Below are 18,886 nucleotides of genomic sequence, written 5' to 3'. Positions count from 1 at the left end.
TATATTTATGACTTAATTGTAATAAAGCCTAGCTTAAAGATTGCCAGGTATTATGAAGTAATAACAACATAAACATTAAACTAAGATGAGTGATCTATTGGATCGGCGCTGGCAAACGATGGGTTGACCCTGCTGACGTGATAGAAAAAAAGATAAAAAGGAAGAATTATATGAAATTAAAATTACTTTCAGTGTTATTGACTGGATCTACGCTATTTCTAACTGCATGTGGTGGTGATGACGACAAAAGTAATCATTCATCGGCAGGTTCAGATGTAGATGTAAACAATATTCAAAATCCAGTGGTCAATACGCCAGTACCTTATAATATTAAAAATGATGTTCTTCCGCCCAATGCGGATGAAAGTGTGGTGATGACCTATAAAATGAAAGGCGTCACGGGACAAGAAACTCAGGCAACCGCATTGGTCTTTACCCCTAAAACTGCACCGCCTGCAGGAGGCTGGCCAATTGTAGCTTGGGCACATGGAACGACTGGTGTTGCTGACAAGTGTGCACCGAGTAAAAATAAATTATTTGTGCCTATAGCCGATGTGCATACTCAAAAAATGGTCGATGACTTTGTTAAAGCAGGTTATGTGGTGGTTGCGCCAGATTATGAGGGTATGGGTGAACCGAGCGAGAAGGAGATCCATCCGTTTTTAAACTTAAAAAGTGAAGCCTATTCAATTACCGATGCTGTGGTGGCAACCAAAAGTTGGTTAGGCAATAAAGCGTCCAACAAATGGGCAGTTGCTGGGATCTCGCAAGGTGGTCATGCGGCATTAGGAGCAGCGCAGTATGCAGCCCGTGCCAATATGGACTATAAGGGTGCAGTTGCAATGGCACCGGCAAATAATCTGGAATTGATCGAAAACCTGTCAGAAATGGCTTTAGTGGATGCGGATGGGTTAATTCAGATCGGCGGTTATGCTGCACTGGATACTTTAACGGCTTATATGGCTGCGGGGATAAAGGCAGTCAATCCAAGCGAGGCTGTATACAGTATTATATTTAAAACACCCACTGATAAAATTGCGGAAAAAGCAGAAAGAGATTGTATTGCAGCAATGGGAACAGCTTTTATATTGCCAATGACTGCTTATAATATTAAGAACGGAAGTCTCAAAGGTTATCCACGTAAAAAAGAAGGCTATAAGAATGATCCAATCGTAAGACAATTTTTGACTAAAGATTCACAGCCGTTACAAACGCTCGTTAAAACCCCAATTATTATTTATCAGGGGGGGAAAGATACTGTTGTATTACCTCAAGCAACGGATGCTTTGGTGACTCAGGCGCGTGCTTTAACCACCAAAATTGATTATAGAACCAATTCGAGTTGGGATCATACGGGTTCATTTACCGCCAATGTTGATAATGGACAACTGCTAGAGGATATTAAGAGCTTGCTTGCCAATTAACTTTTATGTGTTTTAATTTGAATAATAGGCTGCTTTTATCAGTCCTTTTTAAAAGCATAGATCAACAATAAATCCTCCTTATCCTCGCCTTCTCTCTGAAAGGGAGAAGGCACTTTCAATACCAATATGATTCATTTAACAGGATCATTTTTTGAGTTTTAAATCCTCTGCTTTGCAAAGTGAATACTGCTTTTTTATAAAGCAAGGCGTTTTCTAAGGTTAATCTGAATTGAGTCTGGTAAAAGTGGCATTTTTCTGGTTTAGACTTTGAGGAAGGAGGGCTTTATTACCGAAATATCCAATCAAAATAGGTTATGGTTTTGAACTTAATTGTATTTGGTCGCAATTTTTTTATGCATTTTCCCTGATAAATCTACAGATTAATGATCTTGAATTGATTGAAATTTAAACATGTTTTATGGCTATTGTTAAGATTTTTTAAATTAAAACAATCGAAAGCATATTTTCTTAAAGCTACAATTCACAAAAATTAGATAATATGTGAATTGTAAAGCGCTTATGAATCAATATAAAAGCAAGTATAAAATTGTATAAATACAGCATTATTCTAGTGAATTTGGCGCTAATTACCTAATTTTTTTAAATATTTTAAAATACTTAAAGATCAAATTTCACTTGCCAAATTATTTTTTATGGCTAAATTATAATAAAGCTGAGCTTAAATATTGTGCAGTTGTGATGTAATTTAAAAAGTCATCAAGCAAAAGATCAGCGATCTAAGGGGATCATGTTAACAAATGATTTGTTAGCAATAAAGTGATAGAAAAAATGATAAACAAGGATGAATCAAATGAAATTAAATTTAATCACCGTAATGTTGCTGGGATCTGGTCTATTTCTCACCGCCTGTGGTGGTAGTGATGACAAGGGGGATAATTCATCCACAAGTACAAATGTAAATGCAGATGTCAACAACATTCAAAACCCAGTGGTAAATGCACCAGTACCGTATGTCCTTGAAGATTATTATGATAAGGAAGATTATACCGTACCGAATGCAGCAGAAGGTGTGGTAATGACTTATAAAATGCAAGGTATCAAAGGGCAAGAAACTCAAGCAACCGCATTGGTCTTTACCCCTAAAACAGAACCACCTGCTGGAGGTTGGCCGATTGTGGCTTGGGCACATGGTACGGTGGGGGTTGCCAACAAATGCGCACCAAGTAGAAATCCATTAATTGTGAGAGGGGGACTGCTTGAAGATCTGCATACTATTAAAATGATCGATAATTTTGTTCAAGCAGGCTATGTAGTGGTTGCACCCGATTATGAAGGTCTGGGTGAACCTAGTGCGCCGGGGGAAACTGAGGATAAGGAGGTGCATCCGTTATTAAATTTAAAAAGTGAAGCGTATTCAATTACCGATGCGGTGGTGGCAACCAAAAACTGGTTAGGCAATAAGGCATCTAATAAATGGGCGGTTACTGGGGTCTCACAAGGCGGTCATGCAGCATTAGGTGCGGCACAGTATGCAGCACGTGCCAATATGAACTATAAAGGTGCTGTCGCTTTTGCACCCGCAAATAATTTAGAAATGATTGAAAAACTGTCAGATATGGCGTTGGCGAATTATACGAATGTGAACGCTCAAATGAATGGCTATGCCGCAGTTGATACTTTAACAGCTTATATGGCAGCAAGTATGAAAAGCCTTTATCCAACAGAATCAGTCTATAGTATTGTATTTAAGCCACCTACGGATAAAGTCGCTGCGCAAGCCGAAAAGAGATGTCTTGCAGATATGGTTCTTGAAAATATTATACGAATGACAATGTATCGTAACAAAAATAAAGGCAGTTTAGTTGGCTATCCACGTAAAAATGAGGGTTATGGCCAGCATCCAATTGTAAGACAATTTCTAGATAAAGATTCTCAACCGCTGCAAACGCTTATTAAAACCCCAATTATTATTTATCAGGGTGGTAAAGATCTGATTGTATTACCACAAGCAACAGATGCTATGGTGGCGCAGGCACGTGCTTTAACCACTAAAATTGATTATAGAACCAATCCTGATTGGGATCATGCTGGTGGATTCAAGGCTAATGTCGATAATGGACAACTACTAGAGGATATTAAGACTTTGCTTGCCAATTAATTTTTGAGTGGGTTTTAGTTCTAACAATAAACTTCTTTGATCAATCTTTTTTAAAACGATTGATCAACAATAAATCCTCCTCATCCAAGCCTTCTCCCCGAAAAGGGAGAAGGCACTTTCAATACCGATATGATTCATTTAACAGGATCATTTTTTGAGTTTTAAATCCTCTCCTTTGCAAAGTGAATACTGCTTATCTTTTTTAAAGCAAGGCGTTTTCTGGTTTAGGCTTTGAGGAAGGGGAATGCTTTATTGCAGAAAGATCAAATCGAGATAGGTTTAACTTTAAATTTAATTGTATTTAGTCGAAGTTTTTTATGTATTTCCCCTGATAAATCTAAAGATTAACCAACTTAAATTGGTTGAAATTTAAACATGTTTTGTGGTTATTGTTAAATTTTTTTAAATTAAAACAATCAAAAGCATATTTTCTTAACGCCATAATTCACAAAATTTAGATAATATGTGAATTGTAATCGTTTATTAATCAATATAAAAGCAAGTGTGAACCTATATAAATACAGTATCATTCTAGTGAATGTTGAGCTAATTACCTAATTTTTTTAAATATTTTAAAATACTTAAAGACTAAATTTCACTTGCCATATTTTTTTTTATGGCTAAATTATAATAAAGCTGAGCTTAAATATTGAGCAGTTGTGAGGTAATTTAAAAAGTCATCAAGCAAAAGATCAGCGGTCTAAGGGGATCGTGTTAACAAATGATTTGTTAACACTAAAGTGATAGAAAAAATGATAAACAAGGATGAATGATATGAAATTAAATTTACTCACCGTAATGTTGCTTGGATCTGGTTTATTTTTAACAGCTTGTGGTGGTAGTGATGACAAGGGGGGGAATTCATCAACAAGTACAAATGTAAATGCAGATGTCAACAACATACCAAACCCAGTAGTAAATACACCAGTACCATATAAGCACAAACAAGATTATCCACCGAATGCAGCAGAAAGTGTAGTGATGACCTATAAAATGAAAGGTATCAAAGGGCAGGAAACTCAAGCAACCGCGTTGGTGTTTACCCCTAAAACAGAACCACCTGCTGGAGGTTGGCCGATTCTGGCGTGGGCACATGGTACGGTGGGGGTGGGAGACGATTGTGCACCAAGTAGAAATCGATTAATTGTGGAGGGGGGCTTCCTCCCAGATGTGCATACTCAGAAAATGATCGATAGTTTTGTTCAAGCAGGCTATGTTGTGGTTGCACCCGATTATGAAGGCCTGGGTGAACCGAGTGAGAACGAGCCACATCCATTTTTAAATTTAAAAAGCGAAGCCTATTCAATTACAGATGCTGTAGTCGCAACCAAAAGTTGGTTAGGCAATAAGGCATCTAATAAATGGGCGGTTGCTGGGCTCTCACAAGGTGGTCATGCAGCATTAGGTGCAGCACAGTATGCAGCACGTGCCAATATGGACTATAAGGGGGCTGTCGCAATATCGCCCGCAAATAATCTGGAAATGATTGAAAGCATATCAGATATGAATTTAACAGGTAGAACTTTATTGGGGCAGATTTTAGGCTATTCTGTACTAGATACTTTAACTGCCTATATGGCGGCAAGTATGAAAAGTGCTTATCCAACTGAGCCTGTCTATAGTATCGTATTTAAATCACCGACGGATAAAGTTGCTGAGAAAGCGGAATCAGAATGTATTCTGGGCATGGCTAATAGTTTGTCGAATGCAATGTTTGCACATTTGCGTGAAAACGAGAATTTAGAAAATTATCCACGTAAAAATGCAGGTTATACCCAGCATCCGATTGTAAGGCAATTTCTGGATAAAGACTTCCCACCACTGCAAACTGTGGTTAAAACCCCTATTATTATTTATCAGGGAGATCTAGACCGGGTTGTATTACCACTGGCAACAGATGCTTTGGTGGCACAGGCACGTGCTTTAACCACCGAAATTGATTATAGAAAAGGTCCTGATTGGGATCATGTTGGTGCATTCACTGCGAACGTTGATAATGGGCAACTGATAGAGGATATTAAGACTTTGCTTGCTAATTAATTTTTGTGTGGGTTTTAGTTCGAATAAGAGGCTTCTTTTATAAGGATTTTTTAAAAACATAGATCAACTATAAATTCCGCTCATCCTAGCCTTCTCCCCGAAAGGGAGAAGGTGCCTTCAATACCAATATGATTTATTTAACAAGATCATTTTTTGAGTTTTAAATTGATTGAAAATTAAATAATAAAAATAAATTCGGATTTAGCTCAAAACTATAGCTAGGGTAAATACGTCAATCTAACTTGATATTTCCTAGCGACCGCTTCTACTTTATGCGACCAGCGTAATTTTTTTAAAGCATACAAGATATTTGGATAAGAGGCGGAATAGCCAAAATTCTGCTCAAAAAGTGGCACAAGATCTTTCGCTTGAATAAAGAGCGGAATTTCTACAAAGCATTTTAAATGCTTGCACGTCTTTAATTTTATAAGGTCGACCTGCTTTTCAGAGTGCGTTCGTTTCTTATTTTTTGAGATTTTCAAATTGAATCTAATCATTTCAGGTCGTTCTTGAGATGTTAAAGATGGTACAGGTTTTAGACTTATTCTGGCATTTTTATAGTCATCTAGAGCTTTTTTGGCAGAGATTATTAGAATAAGGTTTAGGTATGGAGAGTTGCTACGTATTTTTTACTGTGTAGCAAATTTTTTACCCTCAGTTATATATCATCATTAAAATTTTTGAATAAATTAGTTCTTTTGGACGATTTAAGTTCATTCAATTTGTTATCAAATATTCATTCAAAATACTAAAAAATACGATATGCAAGGATGAATCAAATGAAATTAAATTTACTCTCAATAATGTTGCTTGGATCAGGCCTATTGCTGAGTGCCTGTAATGGTAGTGATGATAAGAGTGATAACCCATCTACAAGTTCGAATGTAAACGCAGATATAAACAAGATTCAAAATCCAGTGGTAAGCACACCTGTACCCTATAAGTTTACAGAAAACTATCCGCCGAATGCAGCAGAGAGTGTGGTGATGACCTATAAAATGCAAGGCATCAAAGGAACAGAAACTCAGGCAACCGCATTAGTCTTTACCCCTAAAACTACACCACCTGCTGGAGGTTGGCCAATTGTAGCTTGGGCACATGGCGCTGTGGGTGTTGCCGACAATTGTGCACCAAGTAAAAATCTATTAATTACGAATTCGATTTTAACTGGTGAGGATAAATCTACCTATAGCATGATCGATAGCTTTGTTAAAGAAGGCTATGTGGTGGTTGCGCCAGATTACGAAGGTCTGGGTGAACCTAGTGAGAAGGAGATGCATCCGTTTCTGAATTTAAAAAGTGAAGCTTATTCGATTACAGATGCTGTGGTGGCAACCAAAAGCTGGTTAGGCAATAAAGCGTCCAATACATGGGCTATTGCGGGGCACTCACAAGGTGGTCATGCAGCATTAGGTGCAGCACAATATGCAGCACGTGCCAATATGGACTATAAAGGTGCTGTCACTTTTGCGCCAGCAAATAATCTAAAATTGATTGAGGAACTGTCAGAAATGGCTTTGGCGAACATGGAGGATTCGGCACTGCCTAAAACACTCGGTTATATCTTTTTAGATACCTTAACCTCTTTTATGGCTGCGGGGATGAAAAGCTTTTATCCGAATGAACCTGTATACAGTAAAATATTTAAGTCACCGACTGATAAAATTGCCGAACAAGCAGAAAAGCTTTGTCTTGTGCCATTAGGAATGCAATTTTTGGGGGAGGTAGGTGCTTATATGACTAAGACTGAGGGGAGTCTTAAGGGGTATTCTTCGCGTAAACAGGAAGGCTTTAAAAATGATCCAATCGTAAAGCAATTTCTGGAAGAGGATTCCCAACCGCTACAAAGTCTGATTAAAACCCCGATTATTATTTATCAGGGCGGTAGCGACAATGTTGTAATACCTCAGGCAACGGATGCCTTAGTGGCACAAGCGCGTGCTTTAACCACTAGAATTGATTATAGAACTGATCCGACTTGGGATCACTTTAGTGTATACAGGGTGAATGTTGAGAATGGGAAATTATTAGAAGATATAAAGATGCTGCTTGCCAATTAATTTTTGTGTGTTTTAGTTCGAATAATAGGCTTCTTTTATCAGTTCTTTTTAAAAGTATAGATCAACAACAAATTCCCCCTCATCCTAACCTTCTCCCGCAAAGGGAGAAGGGACTTTCAATACCAATATGATTTATTTAACAAGATCATTTTTTATTTTTAAATTGATTGAAAATTAAATAATAAAAATAAATTCGGATTTAGCTCAGGATTATAGGTAGGTAAATACGCCAACCTGACTTGATATTTACTTGCGACCGCTTCTACTTTATGTGACCAGCGTAATTTTTTTAAAGCATACAAGATGTTTGGATAAGAGGTGGAATAGCCAAAATTCTGCTCAAAAAGTGGCTCAAGAACTTTAACTTAAATAAAGGGCGTCATTTCTACAAAGCGTTTTAAATACTTGCACGTCTTTAATTTTATAAGGTCGATCTGCTTTTCAGAATACGGTCGCTTGGTATTTTCTTTGAGATTTTCAAGTTGAATTCAATCAATTTGGGTCGATCTTGCAATGTTAAAGATGGTACAGATTTTAGATTTATTCTGGGCTTTTATATAGGGTTTGTTGGCAGAGATTATTAGAATAGGGTTTAGGTACGAAAAGTTTTTGTGTATTTTTTACTGTGTAGCAAAATTATTACTCATAGCTATATATTATTATTAAAATTTTTGAATAAATTAGTTCTTTTGGACGATTTAAGTTCATTCAATTTTGTTATCAAATATTCATTCAAAATACTAAAAATTATTATATACAAGGATGAATCAAATGAAATTAAATTTACTCTCAATCATGTTGGTTGGATCTGGTCTATTACTAAGTGCTTGTAGTGGCAATGGAAACAGTAATAATTCATCCACAGGTTCAAATGATGGAAAACCCAATGTAGAAAAACCAGGTGAAGTCATCTCACCTGATAAAAGTAAGCCAGGTGAAGTCATCCCACCTGATGAAGGTAAGCCCGGTGAAGTCATCCCACCTGATGAAGGTAAACCCGGTGAAGTCATCCCACCTGATGAAGGCAAGCCCGGTGACGAAAAACCTGTAGAAGAAAAGCCAAATGTAGATGTCAACAACATTGAAAATCCTGTGGTGGGTACACCAGTAGAATATATGACCATAGCAGAAAATCCGCCAAATGTAGCTGAGAGTGTGGTGATGACTTATAAAATGAAAGGCATCAAAGGAACAGAAACACAGGCAACCGCATTGGTATTTACCCCTAAAACTGCACCGCCAGTTGGAGGCTGGCCAATTGTGGCTTGGGGACATGGCACAACAGGTGTTGCCGACCAATGTGCGCCGAGTAGAAGTAAAGCAATGTTACGTTTAGATACAGGTGCTTTTAATATGATCGATAGCTTTGCTCAAGAAGGCTATATTGTGGTTGCACCTGATTATGAAGGTTTGGGTGAACCGGGCGGTCAGGAAATACATCCGTATTTGCATTTAAAAAGCGCAGCCTATTCAATTACCGATGCTGTGGTGGCAACCAAAAACTGGTTAGGCAATAAAGCGTCTAACAAATGGGCGGTTACTGGCGTCTCACAAGGCGGTCATGCCGCATTAGGTGCGGCACAGTATGCAGCACGTGCCAATATGGACTATAAGGGTGCCGTTGCTTTTGCCCCAGCAAATAATTTAGAAATGCTTGAAAATCTGAAAGAAACGGATTTGGCAGGTAAGACTAGAATTGGGCAAAATATCGGTTATCCGGTGCTAGATGGCTTAACTTCCTTAATGGCTGCGGGGATGAAAAGTCTTTATCCGAACGAGCCTGTTTACACCAATACATTCAACGTACCTTATGATACCCCTGCTGCACGTGCAGAAGAAATTTGTCTTGCAGCGTTAGTGTTGGCTTTTGGTGACCGAATAAATAGGGCAGAAGGGCTGTTTGGTCGTCTAGTCAACTTTTCACGGCGTAAAAAAGCGGGCTATAAAGATAATCCGATTGTAAGGCAATTTCTGGATAAGGATTCACAACCACTGCAAACGCAAGTGAAAACCCCAATTATTATTTATCAAGGGGGAGCAGATACTCTCGTATTGCCTCAGGCAACCAATGCCTTGGTAGAGCAGGCACGTGCTTTAAACACCAAAATTGATTATCGAACTGACCCAGTTTGGACTCACATTAATGTACATGCAACCAATGTTCAAAATGGCAACTTGTTAAAAGATATAAAAGCCGTGCTTGCTGATTAATTTTTGAAGTGTGTTTTAGTTCTAACAATAGGTTTGTTTCATCGGTTCTTTTAAAACCATGGATCAATAAAAAATCCCCCTATTATGAAAAATAGGGGGATTTTTTATATTGCTTTGCAGCATGTTGAAATTTTAGAAAACAATATTTGAGCATCTTTGTTTTGATTGAGTCATTGATTATTTCTATCTTTTAGCTATTATCTGGACTGGTTTTTAGTATATTATGACTAAAAATTTTAAATATTAATCATCTTGAATTGATTGAAACTTAAACCATGCGATGGTTGTTGATAAGAGTTTATTTAAAATAAAATAATAAAAAGTATATCTGCGTCACATTCCTAATTCACAGTATTTGCAGAATATATGCGTTATATAACGCTTGAAGTAAATAATAAATAAATATAGGATTCTATAAATACAACAGTATTTTAGTGAATTTAAATATAATATCCTGATTTTTAAAATAATTTAATTTTTTTTGAATATTAAATTCCACTTGCTTAAATATAATTTCTCGCATAATTATAATGAAGTACAGCTTAAAAATTGCACAATGTGATGTAAGCAAAAAAATAAACATTCATTGTGCCTGTGGCTGGCGCTTCATTAATTAGAGTTGGCAAATTGTATTTGTTGGCACTGAAGTCATAAAAATTATTATATGCAAGGATGAATCAAATGAAATTAAATTTACTCTCAATCATGTTGGTTGGATCTGGTCCATTGCTGAGTGCCTGTGATAGCAATAGAAACAGTAATAATTCATCCACAGGTTCAAATGATGGAAAACCCAATGTAGAAAAGCCTGGTGAAGTCATCCCACCTGAAGATAAGCCAAATGTAGATGTCAACAATATTCAAGACCCAGTGGTGGGTACACCAAGCGCATATCAGAGCGCAGCAGAAAATCCACCAAATGCTGCAGACAGTGTAGTGATGACTTATAAAATGAAGGGCATCAAAGGAACAGAAACTCAGGCAACTGCATTGGTATTTACACCTAAAACTGCACCGCCAGCTGGCGGCTGGCCAATCGTGGCTTGGGGACATGGCACAACAGGTGTTATTGACCAATGTGCACCGAGTCGAATGAAATTAATCACCACTACCATTCTAGGTCAAGATCGATCTACTCATGATATGATCGATAGCTTGGTTCAAGAAGGCTATGTTGTGGTCGCCCCCGATTATGAAGGTTTGGGAGAGCCGGGCGGTCAGGAAATGCATCCGTATTTGCATTTAAAAAGTGCAGCCTATTCAATTACCGATGCTGTGGTGGCAACCAAAAGCTGGTTAGGCAATAAAGTATCCAACAAATGGGCTGTTGCTGGTGTCTCGCAAGGGGGGCATGCCGCATTAGGTGCAGCAGAATATGCGGCGCGTGCTAATATGGACTATAAGGGTGCTGTTGCTTTGGCGCCAGCAAATAATTTAGAAATGCTTGAAAACCTAACAGAAACGAATTTGGCGGATAAGACTAGAGGTGAGCAAATGCTTGGCTATCCGGTGCTAGATGCCTTAACTTCCTTTATGGCTGCGGGGATGAAAAGTCTTTATCCAAATGAGCCTGTTTATACTAACTTATTCAACACACCGTATGATACCCCTGCTGCACGAGCAGAAGAACGTTGTCTTGCAGGGTTAGTTGTGGCTTTTACTGACCGGACAAATAGGACTGAAAGGCCATTAGGAGCTCCTATAGTCAACTTTTCACGGCGTAAAAAAGCGGAATATAAAGATAATCCGATTGTAAGGCAATTTCTAGATAAGGATTCACAACCACTGCAAACGCAAGTAAAAACCCCGATTATTATTTATCAAGGGGGAGCGGATACTATCGTATACCAACAGGCAACCGATGTTTTAGTGGAGAAGGCACGTGCTTTAAACACCAAAATTGATTACCGAACTGATCCGACTTGGAGGCACGTCAATATACATGCGACCCATGTTCAAAATGGGAACTTGTTAAAAGATATAAAAGCCCTACTTGCTGATTAATTTTGTGAGTGTTCAATACTTAATTGTAGCAATGTAAAAATGCCCTTATTACTGATAATAAGGGCATTTTTTAAATCGTTTAGCCCTATATTTTAAGCTTAGAAAAAAGATGAATTAAGAAATTCTTTTGATTGAGTTATTGATTATTCCTATCGAAATCAGCATTGGCTTTTGATTTAGCCAATCATCAGGATTGGTTTTAGATATGTATTAACTAAAAATACTAGATATGAATCATCTAAAATTGGTTGAAAATTAAATAATAAAAATACACATTGATAAGAATTTATTTAAAGTAAAATGAACAAAAATAGATTTCTAAAATAATTTTAATTCACACTATTTTAGAGTTTTGTGAGCAGAATAACATCTTAAAATAAAAAATTGGTAAATATAAGCTTATATAATTGCTATAATATTTTTGTGAATTAGATATTTTTTAAGCTGAATAAGTAAGACGTAATTACAATCTTTTAAATGTTAAATTTCATTTGCAAATTTATATTTTCAGTATAAATATAATGCAGATTTTCTTAAGGATCGTGCGGTGTGGTGTGCTTGTAAAATAGACATCCATTGCACATAAGGCAATCAATTGATCAGCGTTGGCAAACTGAATTTGTTGGCACTGAAGTCATAAAAATTATTAATATGCAAGGATAAATCAAATGAAATTAAATTTACTCTTAGTAATGTTGGTTGGATCTAGTCTATTTCTAACTGCCTGTGGTGGTAGTGACGATAAGGGGGATAATCCATCCACAACTTCTAATGTAAATGCAGATGTAAACAAGATTCAAAATCCAGTGGTAAATACTCCGAAACCCTATGTTATTAAAGATAATACTCTTCCACCGAATGCAGCTGAGAGTGTGGTGATGACTTATAAAATGAAGGGCATCACGGGGAAAGAAACTCAAGCAACTGCGTTAGTGTTTACTCCCAAAGCTGCACCGCCTGTTGGCGGTTGGCCAATTGTGGCTTGGGCACATGGCACAGCGGGTGTTGCTGACAATTGTGCACCAAGTAAAAATCTATTAATTACGACATCGATTTTGGGTGTAGATAAGTCTACTTATAATATGATAGAGAGCTTGGTTAAAGCAGGTTATGTGGTGGTTGCCCCCGATTATGAAGGTTTGGGTGAGCCCAGTGGTAACGAGATGCATCCATTTTTGCATGTAAAGAGTGCAGCCTATTCGGTTACAGATGCTGTAGTTGCAACCAAAAGTTGGTTAGGCAATAAAGCCTCCAATAAATGGGCTGTTTTGGGGCACTCGCAAGGTGGTCATGCAGCATTAGCTACGGCACAGTATGCAGCGCGTGCCAATATGGATTATAGGGGGGCAGTCGCCACCGCACCTGCAAACAATTTAAGATTGATTGAAGAGCTGTCAGAAATGGCTATAACGGAAATGGAGGATATGTCATTCACTCAAGCACTCGGCTATAGCATCTTGGATACGCTAACGACTTATATGGCTGCGGGGATGAAAAGTCTTTATCCGACCGAGCCTGTATACAGTAAAATATTTAAGTCACCGACTGATAAATTTGCTGCTGAAAATGCAGAAAAGCTTTGTCTTTTTGAGCTGGGTTCTGCATTTATGGAAGGACCAGTAACAGAATATGCACTTGCAAATGATAGAAATAGTCTAAAAGGTTATTCTTCACGGAAACAGGAAGGCTTTAAAAATGATCCAATCATAAAGCAATTTCTGGCAAAGGATTCTCAGCCACTGCAAACTGTGGTTAAAACCCCGATTATTATTTATCAGGGGGGCAGTGACAATATCGTATTACCTCAGGCAACAAATACTTTGGTGGCACAAGCACGTGCATTAACCACCAAAATTGATTACAGAACTGATCCGACTTGGGATCACTTTAGCGTATTCAGGGTTAATGTTGAGAATGGGAAATTATTAGAAGATATAAAGATGCTGCTTGCCAATTAATTGTTCAGTGTTGACCATAACAATGTGAAAATGCCCTTATTATCAGTGATAAGGGTATTTTTTATAGCATTTAACTCTATATTTTAATCTTAGAAAAAAGATGGCTTAAGAAACTTTGTTTTGGTTATTGATTATTTCTATTATTTGGACTGGTTTTTAGTATATTATGCCTAAGAAGTTTAAATATTAAGCATCTTGAATTGATTGAAACTTAAACCATGAGATGGTTGTTGATAAAAAAATATTTAAAATAAAACAATAAAAAGTATATTTGCGTCACATCCCTAGTTCACAGTATTTGCATAATATATGCGTTATATAACACTTGGGGTAAATAATAAATAAATATAAGATTCTATAAATACAAGAGTATTTTAGTGAATCTAAAAATAATGTTCTGATTTTTTTAAATAATTTAAAATTTTTAATATTAAGTTCCACTTGCTAAATATAATTTTTCGCATAATTATAATGAAGCATAGCTTCAAAATTGCACAATGTGATGTAAGTGTAAAAATAAACATTCATTATGCCTGTGGCTGGCGCTCCATTAATTAGAGTTGGCAAATTGAATTTGTTGATACTGACGTCATAAAAATTATTATATGCAAGGATGAATCAAATGAAATTAAATTTACTCTCAATAATGTTGGTTGGATCCCCTCTATTTTTAACTGCCTGTGGTGGCGATGACCATGGCGATAATTTATCCATGAATTCAAATACAGATATAAACCAGATCCAAAATCCAGTGGTGATTACACCAATACCATATGATATTAAAGATAATACTTTTCCACTGAATGTAGTTGAGACAGTAGTAATAACGTCTAAAATGAAAGACGTCACTAGAAAAGAAAGGCAAGCAATAATGTTATTGAACTCCGAAAGTGCACCGTCAACTGAAGATTGGCCGATAGGTTTAGGTGCATGGTGTCGTGAAGATTGTTGATGATTGTGCGCCGAGTACAGAGGAGTTAGTTACGACTTCGGTTATCCGAATGAGCCTGTAAACAGTACAATATTTAAGTCACCAACAAATAAAACTGCTGAGTAAGCAGAAAAGCTTTGTCTTTTTGATTTGGGTTTTCAATTTATGTTGGGATCGATATCACAATATTCGGCTGCAAATGAACTGAGCTTAAAAGGTTATTCTTCGCGTAAACAAGAAGGCTTTAAAAATAATCCAATCGTAAAGCAATTTCTGGCAAAGGATTCACAACCACTACAAACGCAAGTAAAAACCCCGATTATTATTTATCAAGGGGGAGTGGATACTAACAGGCAATTGCTAGAAAAATGATTATTTGATCTTACTATTTATACTTCGCATGATTCTTCAATGTTTTCTATAGAGGATGACCGTTATCGTTGCGATAAGGTATAAGCTAGAAATAAGACGAAAATAAAGATAAGAAATAGGCTGAAAAAAGATTTTATTAATTATTATATGACTGATTTTAAATATAAAAAACTTTAATTTTTTGAAAAATTTAAATTTTGATATTGGCATCAAAGGCTAAAAAAAGCTGTTGCTTTGCTTTCTATTTTGAAGGAAGACTCACATTTTAATCTATTGAATAATGTTTAAAAAATAATAAGAAAAAAACTTGTATAACAGATTTTTTTGACGTATTTATGAAAGAATTATACGTGCTCAGCCGTATATATAACTTTAAAAAAATTGTGCTTTAAGGAATAAGTCACATGAAAAAAAATGCATTATCAATTTTAATTCTAAGTTCAGGTTTGGTTTTATCCGCGTGTAATAACGGTGGTAGTGGGGGAAATTCGTATGAATCACCTTCGAATACGGATCTAAACACTATCGCAAACCCTGTTGTTGGCACACCTGTAGCATATACCAAGACAGATTTTTCTGCTGTGGCGGCAGATAGTGTAGTGATGACCTATAAAATGAAAGGGGTGAAGGGAACTGAAGTACAAGCAACCTCATTGGTATTTACTCCTAAAACTGCACCACCAGCTTCAGGTTGGCCTATCGTAGTTTGGGCACATGGTACAACTGGTGTCGCTGACATATGTGCACCAAGCCGTAACGCAATGAATGTTTATATTAAAGGAATGATTTCTAAATTCCTTGCAGAAGGCTATGTGGTTGTTGCACCCGATTATGAAGGTTTAGGCGAGCCAAGTGGAACTGAACTCCATCCATTCTTAAATGTAAAAAGTGAAGGTTACTCAATTACAGATGCTGTGGTTGCAACACGTAACTGGTTAGGCAATAAAGTATCGAAAAAATGGGTGACTGTTGGGCATTCTCAAGGCGGTCAAGCAGCTTTAGGTGCTGCACAATATGCTGATCGTGCCAATTTAGATTATAAAGGTACAGTTGCAGTCGCGCCTGCTTCACAATTGAGTTTAATTTTAAATGCGGGGCAATTATCAGTTGCAGATGCACCAGCAGCACAACAAATTCCAGTCTATGCATCATTGGATACATTTACAGCGTTGATTGCAGCGGGTTTACGTAATTCAAACCCAACTTTAGACTATAGCCAAGTATTCAAAGTACCAACTGATGCAATCGCAAAAAATGCTGAATCCGTTTGTTATGATACACTTGGTCAACAGTTTGGCGTGGCAATGGGGCAATATGCGGCTGTGAATGGCTCATTGAAAAATTATCCAAGAACAACCGATACCTTTATGTCTTTGCCAGCCGTTAAAACTTTCTTAGAGAAAGATTCGCAACCGTTGCAAGTGCTCGTTAAAACACCAGTGATTATCTATCAGGGTGGCGCAGATACCACTGTACCGAAAGTGGCAACAGATACTTTATACGGTACGGCGAAAGCACTGACGACGCAGGTGAATTACATTACCAATCCTACTTGGGATCATAGTACGGCTTATGCCTTGAATATCGACAATATTGTGGCTGATGTAAAAGGAATGTTTGCAGCACAATAAACATTTTAAATTGTAGATTTGAGCAAATGGCTTATGTTTTCAACATGAGCCATTTTTATTTAAAACGGAGCAAACTTCATTCTGTTTAATTACAAACTTCATGCTACAATACGCGCAATCTTAGCACGGCTTAAAAGCCCTAATTCATAGGACCTCGCTAATGTTCGCCAATATCTCTATTTCTGAATTTGATCCAGAAATTGCTCAAGCAATCACTCAAGAAGATGCCCGTCAAGAAGCTCATATTGAGTTAATCGCATCTGAAAACTATTGCTCACCAGCTGTTATGGAAGCACAAGGGTCAAAACTCACTAACAAATATGCGGAAGGTTACCCTGGCAAGCGCTATTATGGCGGTTGTGAATATGTTGATGTGATCGAACAATTGGCGATCGATCGTGCTAAAGCATTATTTGGTGCTGACTATGCAAATGTTCAGCCACATGCAGGTTCTCAAGCAAACTCAGCAGTTTATCTTGCTTTACTTAACCCAGGTGATACTGTTTTAGGCATGAGCTTGGCGCATGGTGGTCATTTGACTCATGGTGCTAAAGTCAACTTCTCTGGTAAATCATATAATGCTGTTCAATATGGTTTAAACGTAGAAACTGGTGAAATTGATTACGAAGAAGTTGAGCGTTTAGCAGTAGAGCATAAACCACGTATGATCGTTGCGGGTTTCTCTGCATATAGCCAAATTGTAGATTGGCAACGTTTCCGTGAAATTGCGGATAAAGTTGGCGCTTACTTATTTGTAGATATGGCTCACGTTGCTGGTTTAGTTGCTGCTGGTGTATACCCAAGTCCAGTGCAAATTGCTGATGTAACAACCACAACTACGCATAAAACTTTGCGTGGCCCACGTTCTGGTTTAATCCTTGCAAAAGCAAACGAAGAAATTGAGAAAAAACTTCAATCTGCTGTATTCCCGGGTAACCAAGGTGGTCCATTGGTTCATGCGATCGCAGCAAAAGCAATTTGCTTTAAAGAAGCAATGATGCCTGAATACAAAGAATATCAAAAACAAGTGGTGGTAAATGCTAAAGCAATGGCTGAAGTATTGATTTCACGTGGTTATGATGTTGTATCTGGTGGTACAGAAAACCATTTATTCTTGTTGTCTTTAATTAAGCAAGATGTGACAGGTAAAGATGCTGATGCTTGGTTAGGCGCTGCTCATATTACGGTCAACAAAAATGCGGTACCAAATGATCCACGTTCTCCGTTTGTCACTTCTGGTATCCGTATCGGTACGCCAGCAGTCACAACACGTGGTTTTGGTGAAGCTGAAGTTCGTGACTTGGCAGGTTGGATTGCGGATATCCTTGATGCAAAAGGTGATGAAGCTGTTATCAATGCGGTTAAAGCGAAAGTTGAAACAGTCTGTGCAAAATTCCCCGTTTATGCTAAATAAGCATTAACTTGAGAAGGCCTCCTCTCAAGGGGGCTTTTTTTATGGTTGTTCCATAAGTTGAAAAGCTTAAACATTGCAGAAAATATCTGTTATAAAAGAAGTAGATTATTGGAGTTTATTGATACTTCGTTTCACGTTTCCGACATACAGGTTGCATGCTGAAATTTACGGCTTGTGGCTTAATTCATTTATGAAATGTCAACAGACCCATTATAAACATCGCTGCTATACCCAAATGATGTGAAAGATCGAAGGAATTAGGCACATGGCTAGTAAACCAAATATTATTATTTCAGAACAAGATTTACATCGCTTAGAAACGATGTTGGAACATCAGTCGAAGTTGACTGTGACAATGCAGCATTTAGAAGAGGAATTGGCACGAGCAGATGTGGTTGCACCTCAAGATATGCCTCCCAATGTCGTGACGATGAATGCAAAGGTTTTAATCACCATTGCACCTTCTACGGAAGCAACCGAAATTACCTTGGTCTATCCGCATGATTTTCGTGGAGAGGCAGGGCAGGTCAATGTGGTTGCACCTGTAGGTACCGCAATTCTTGGCTTGGCTGAAGGACAGGAAATCGAATGGCCGCAGCCTGATGGTCACTTGATGAAAGTTAAAATTGAAAAAATATTATATCAGCCTGAAAGAGAAGGCGATTATCTCTAATACTTATCAAAATTAACGGCATTTAGTTGATTAAAATAAAAGCCCAGTC

Annotated in this window: 12 protein-coding genes; all 12 read left to right on the top strand. The window is 37.5% G+C overall.

All coding sequences use genetic code 11. The annotated features are described in order from the left end of the window. Nucleotides 1-170 precede the first annotated feature (170 nt). The 12 genes from ACQ7EO_RS14985 to rnk all read left to right on the top strand — a co-directional run bounded on the left by ACQ7EO_RS14985 (nucleotide 171) and on the right by rnk (nucleotide 18,837). Nucleotides 171-1,424: a serine aminopeptidase domain-containing protein gene (locus ACQ7EO_RS14985; protein ID WP_434277869.1), complete on the top strand. Its 1,254-nt coding sequence runs from the start codon at nucleotides 171-173 to the stop codon at nucleotides 1,422-1,424. 811 nt (nucleotides 1,425-2,235) lie between these two features. Continuing rightward, complete coding sequence (locus ACQ7EO_RS14980) at nucleotides 2,236-3,543, top strand: serine aminopeptidase domain-containing protein (RefSeq protein ID WP_434277868.1); 1,308 nt, start codon at nucleotides 2,236-2,238, stop codon at nucleotides 3,541-3,543. 774 nt (nucleotides 3,544-4,317) lie between these two features. Further along, nucleotides 4,318-5,583, top strand: coding sequence for an alpha/beta hydrolase family protein (locus ACQ7EO_RS14975; RefSeq protein ID WP_434277866.1), 1,266 nt, complete (start codon nucleotides 4,318-4,320; stop codon nucleotides 5,581-5,583). 779 nt (nucleotides 5,584-6,362) lie between these two features. After that, complete coding sequence (locus ACQ7EO_RS14970) at nucleotides 6,363-7,643, top strand: alpha/beta hydrolase family protein (RefSeq protein ID WP_434277864.1); 1,281 nt, start codon at nucleotides 6,363-6,365, stop codon at nucleotides 7,641-7,643. Between the two features lie 771 nt (nucleotides 7,644-8,414). Then, nucleotides 8,415-9,854: a serine aminopeptidase domain-containing protein gene (locus tag ACQ7EO_RS14965; RefSeq protein WP_434277863.1), complete on the top strand. Its 1,440-nt coding sequence runs from the start codon at nucleotides 8,415-8,417 to the stop codon at nucleotides 9,852-9,854. Nucleotides 9,855-10,535: 681 nt separating this feature from the next. Next, on the top strand, nucleotides 10,536-11,858 hold the full coding sequence (locus tag ACQ7EO_RS14960; RefSeq protein WP_434277862.1) for an alpha/beta hydrolase family protein: 1,323 nt from the start codon (nucleotides 10,536-10,538) through the stop codon (nucleotides 11,856-11,858). Nucleotides 11,859-12,526: 668 nt separating this feature from the next. Beyond that, nucleotides 12,527-13,816, top strand: coding sequence for an alpha/beta fold hydrolase (locus ACQ7EO_RS14955; RefSeq protein WP_434277861.1), 1,290 nt, complete (start codon nucleotides 12,527-12,529; stop codon nucleotides 13,814-13,816). Between the two features lie 622 nt (nucleotides 13,817-14,438). After that, nucleotides 14,439-14,768, top strand: a complete 330-nt coding sequence (locus tag ACQ7EO_RS14950; RefSeq protein ID WP_434277860.1) for a hypothetical protein — start codon at nucleotides 14,439-14,441, stop codon at nucleotides 14,766-14,768. Nucleotides 14,769-14,912: 144 nt separating this feature from the next. Further along, nucleotides 14,913-15,119, top strand: coding sequence for a hypothetical protein (locus tag ACQ7EO_RS14945; protein ID WP_434277858.1), 207 nt, complete (start codon nucleotides 14,913-14,915; stop codon nucleotides 15,117-15,119). A gap of 404 nt (nucleotides 15,120-15,523) precedes the next feature. Then, on the top strand, nucleotides 15,524-16,750 hold the full coding sequence (locus ACQ7EO_RS14940) for an alpha/beta hydrolase (RefSeq protein WP_434277857.1): 1,227 nt from the start codon (nucleotides 15,524-15,526) through the stop codon (nucleotides 16,748-16,750). Nucleotides 16,751-16,910: 160 nt separating this feature from the next. Continuing rightward, nucleotides 16,911-18,164 (top strand): serine hydroxymethyltransferase, encoded by a 1,254-nt coding sequence (gene glyA / locus ACQ7EO_RS14935; RefSeq protein ID WP_004820090.1) that lies wholly within the window; start codon nucleotides 16,911-16,913, stop codon nucleotides 18,162-18,164. A gap of 265 nt (nucleotides 18,165-18,429) precedes the next feature. Continuing rightward, a complete protein-coding gene (gene rnk, locus ACQ7EO_RS14930) occupies nucleotides 18,430-18,837 on the top strand; it encodes a nucleoside diphosphate kinase regulator (RefSeq protein WP_004820092.1) in 408 nt (135 codons plus the stop codon). Nucleotides 18,838-18,886: the final 49 nt, after the last annotated feature.

It is taken from the genome of Acinetobacter sp. CE-15 (assembly GCF_051059255.1).
Taxonomy (GTDB): domain Bacteria; phylum Pseudomonadota; class Gammaproteobacteria; order Pseudomonadales; family Moraxellaceae; genus Acinetobacter; species Acinetobacter guillouiae.
Note: the sequence above shows the minus strand (reverse complement) of the source record. Positions and strands in the feature narration are given on the sequence as shown.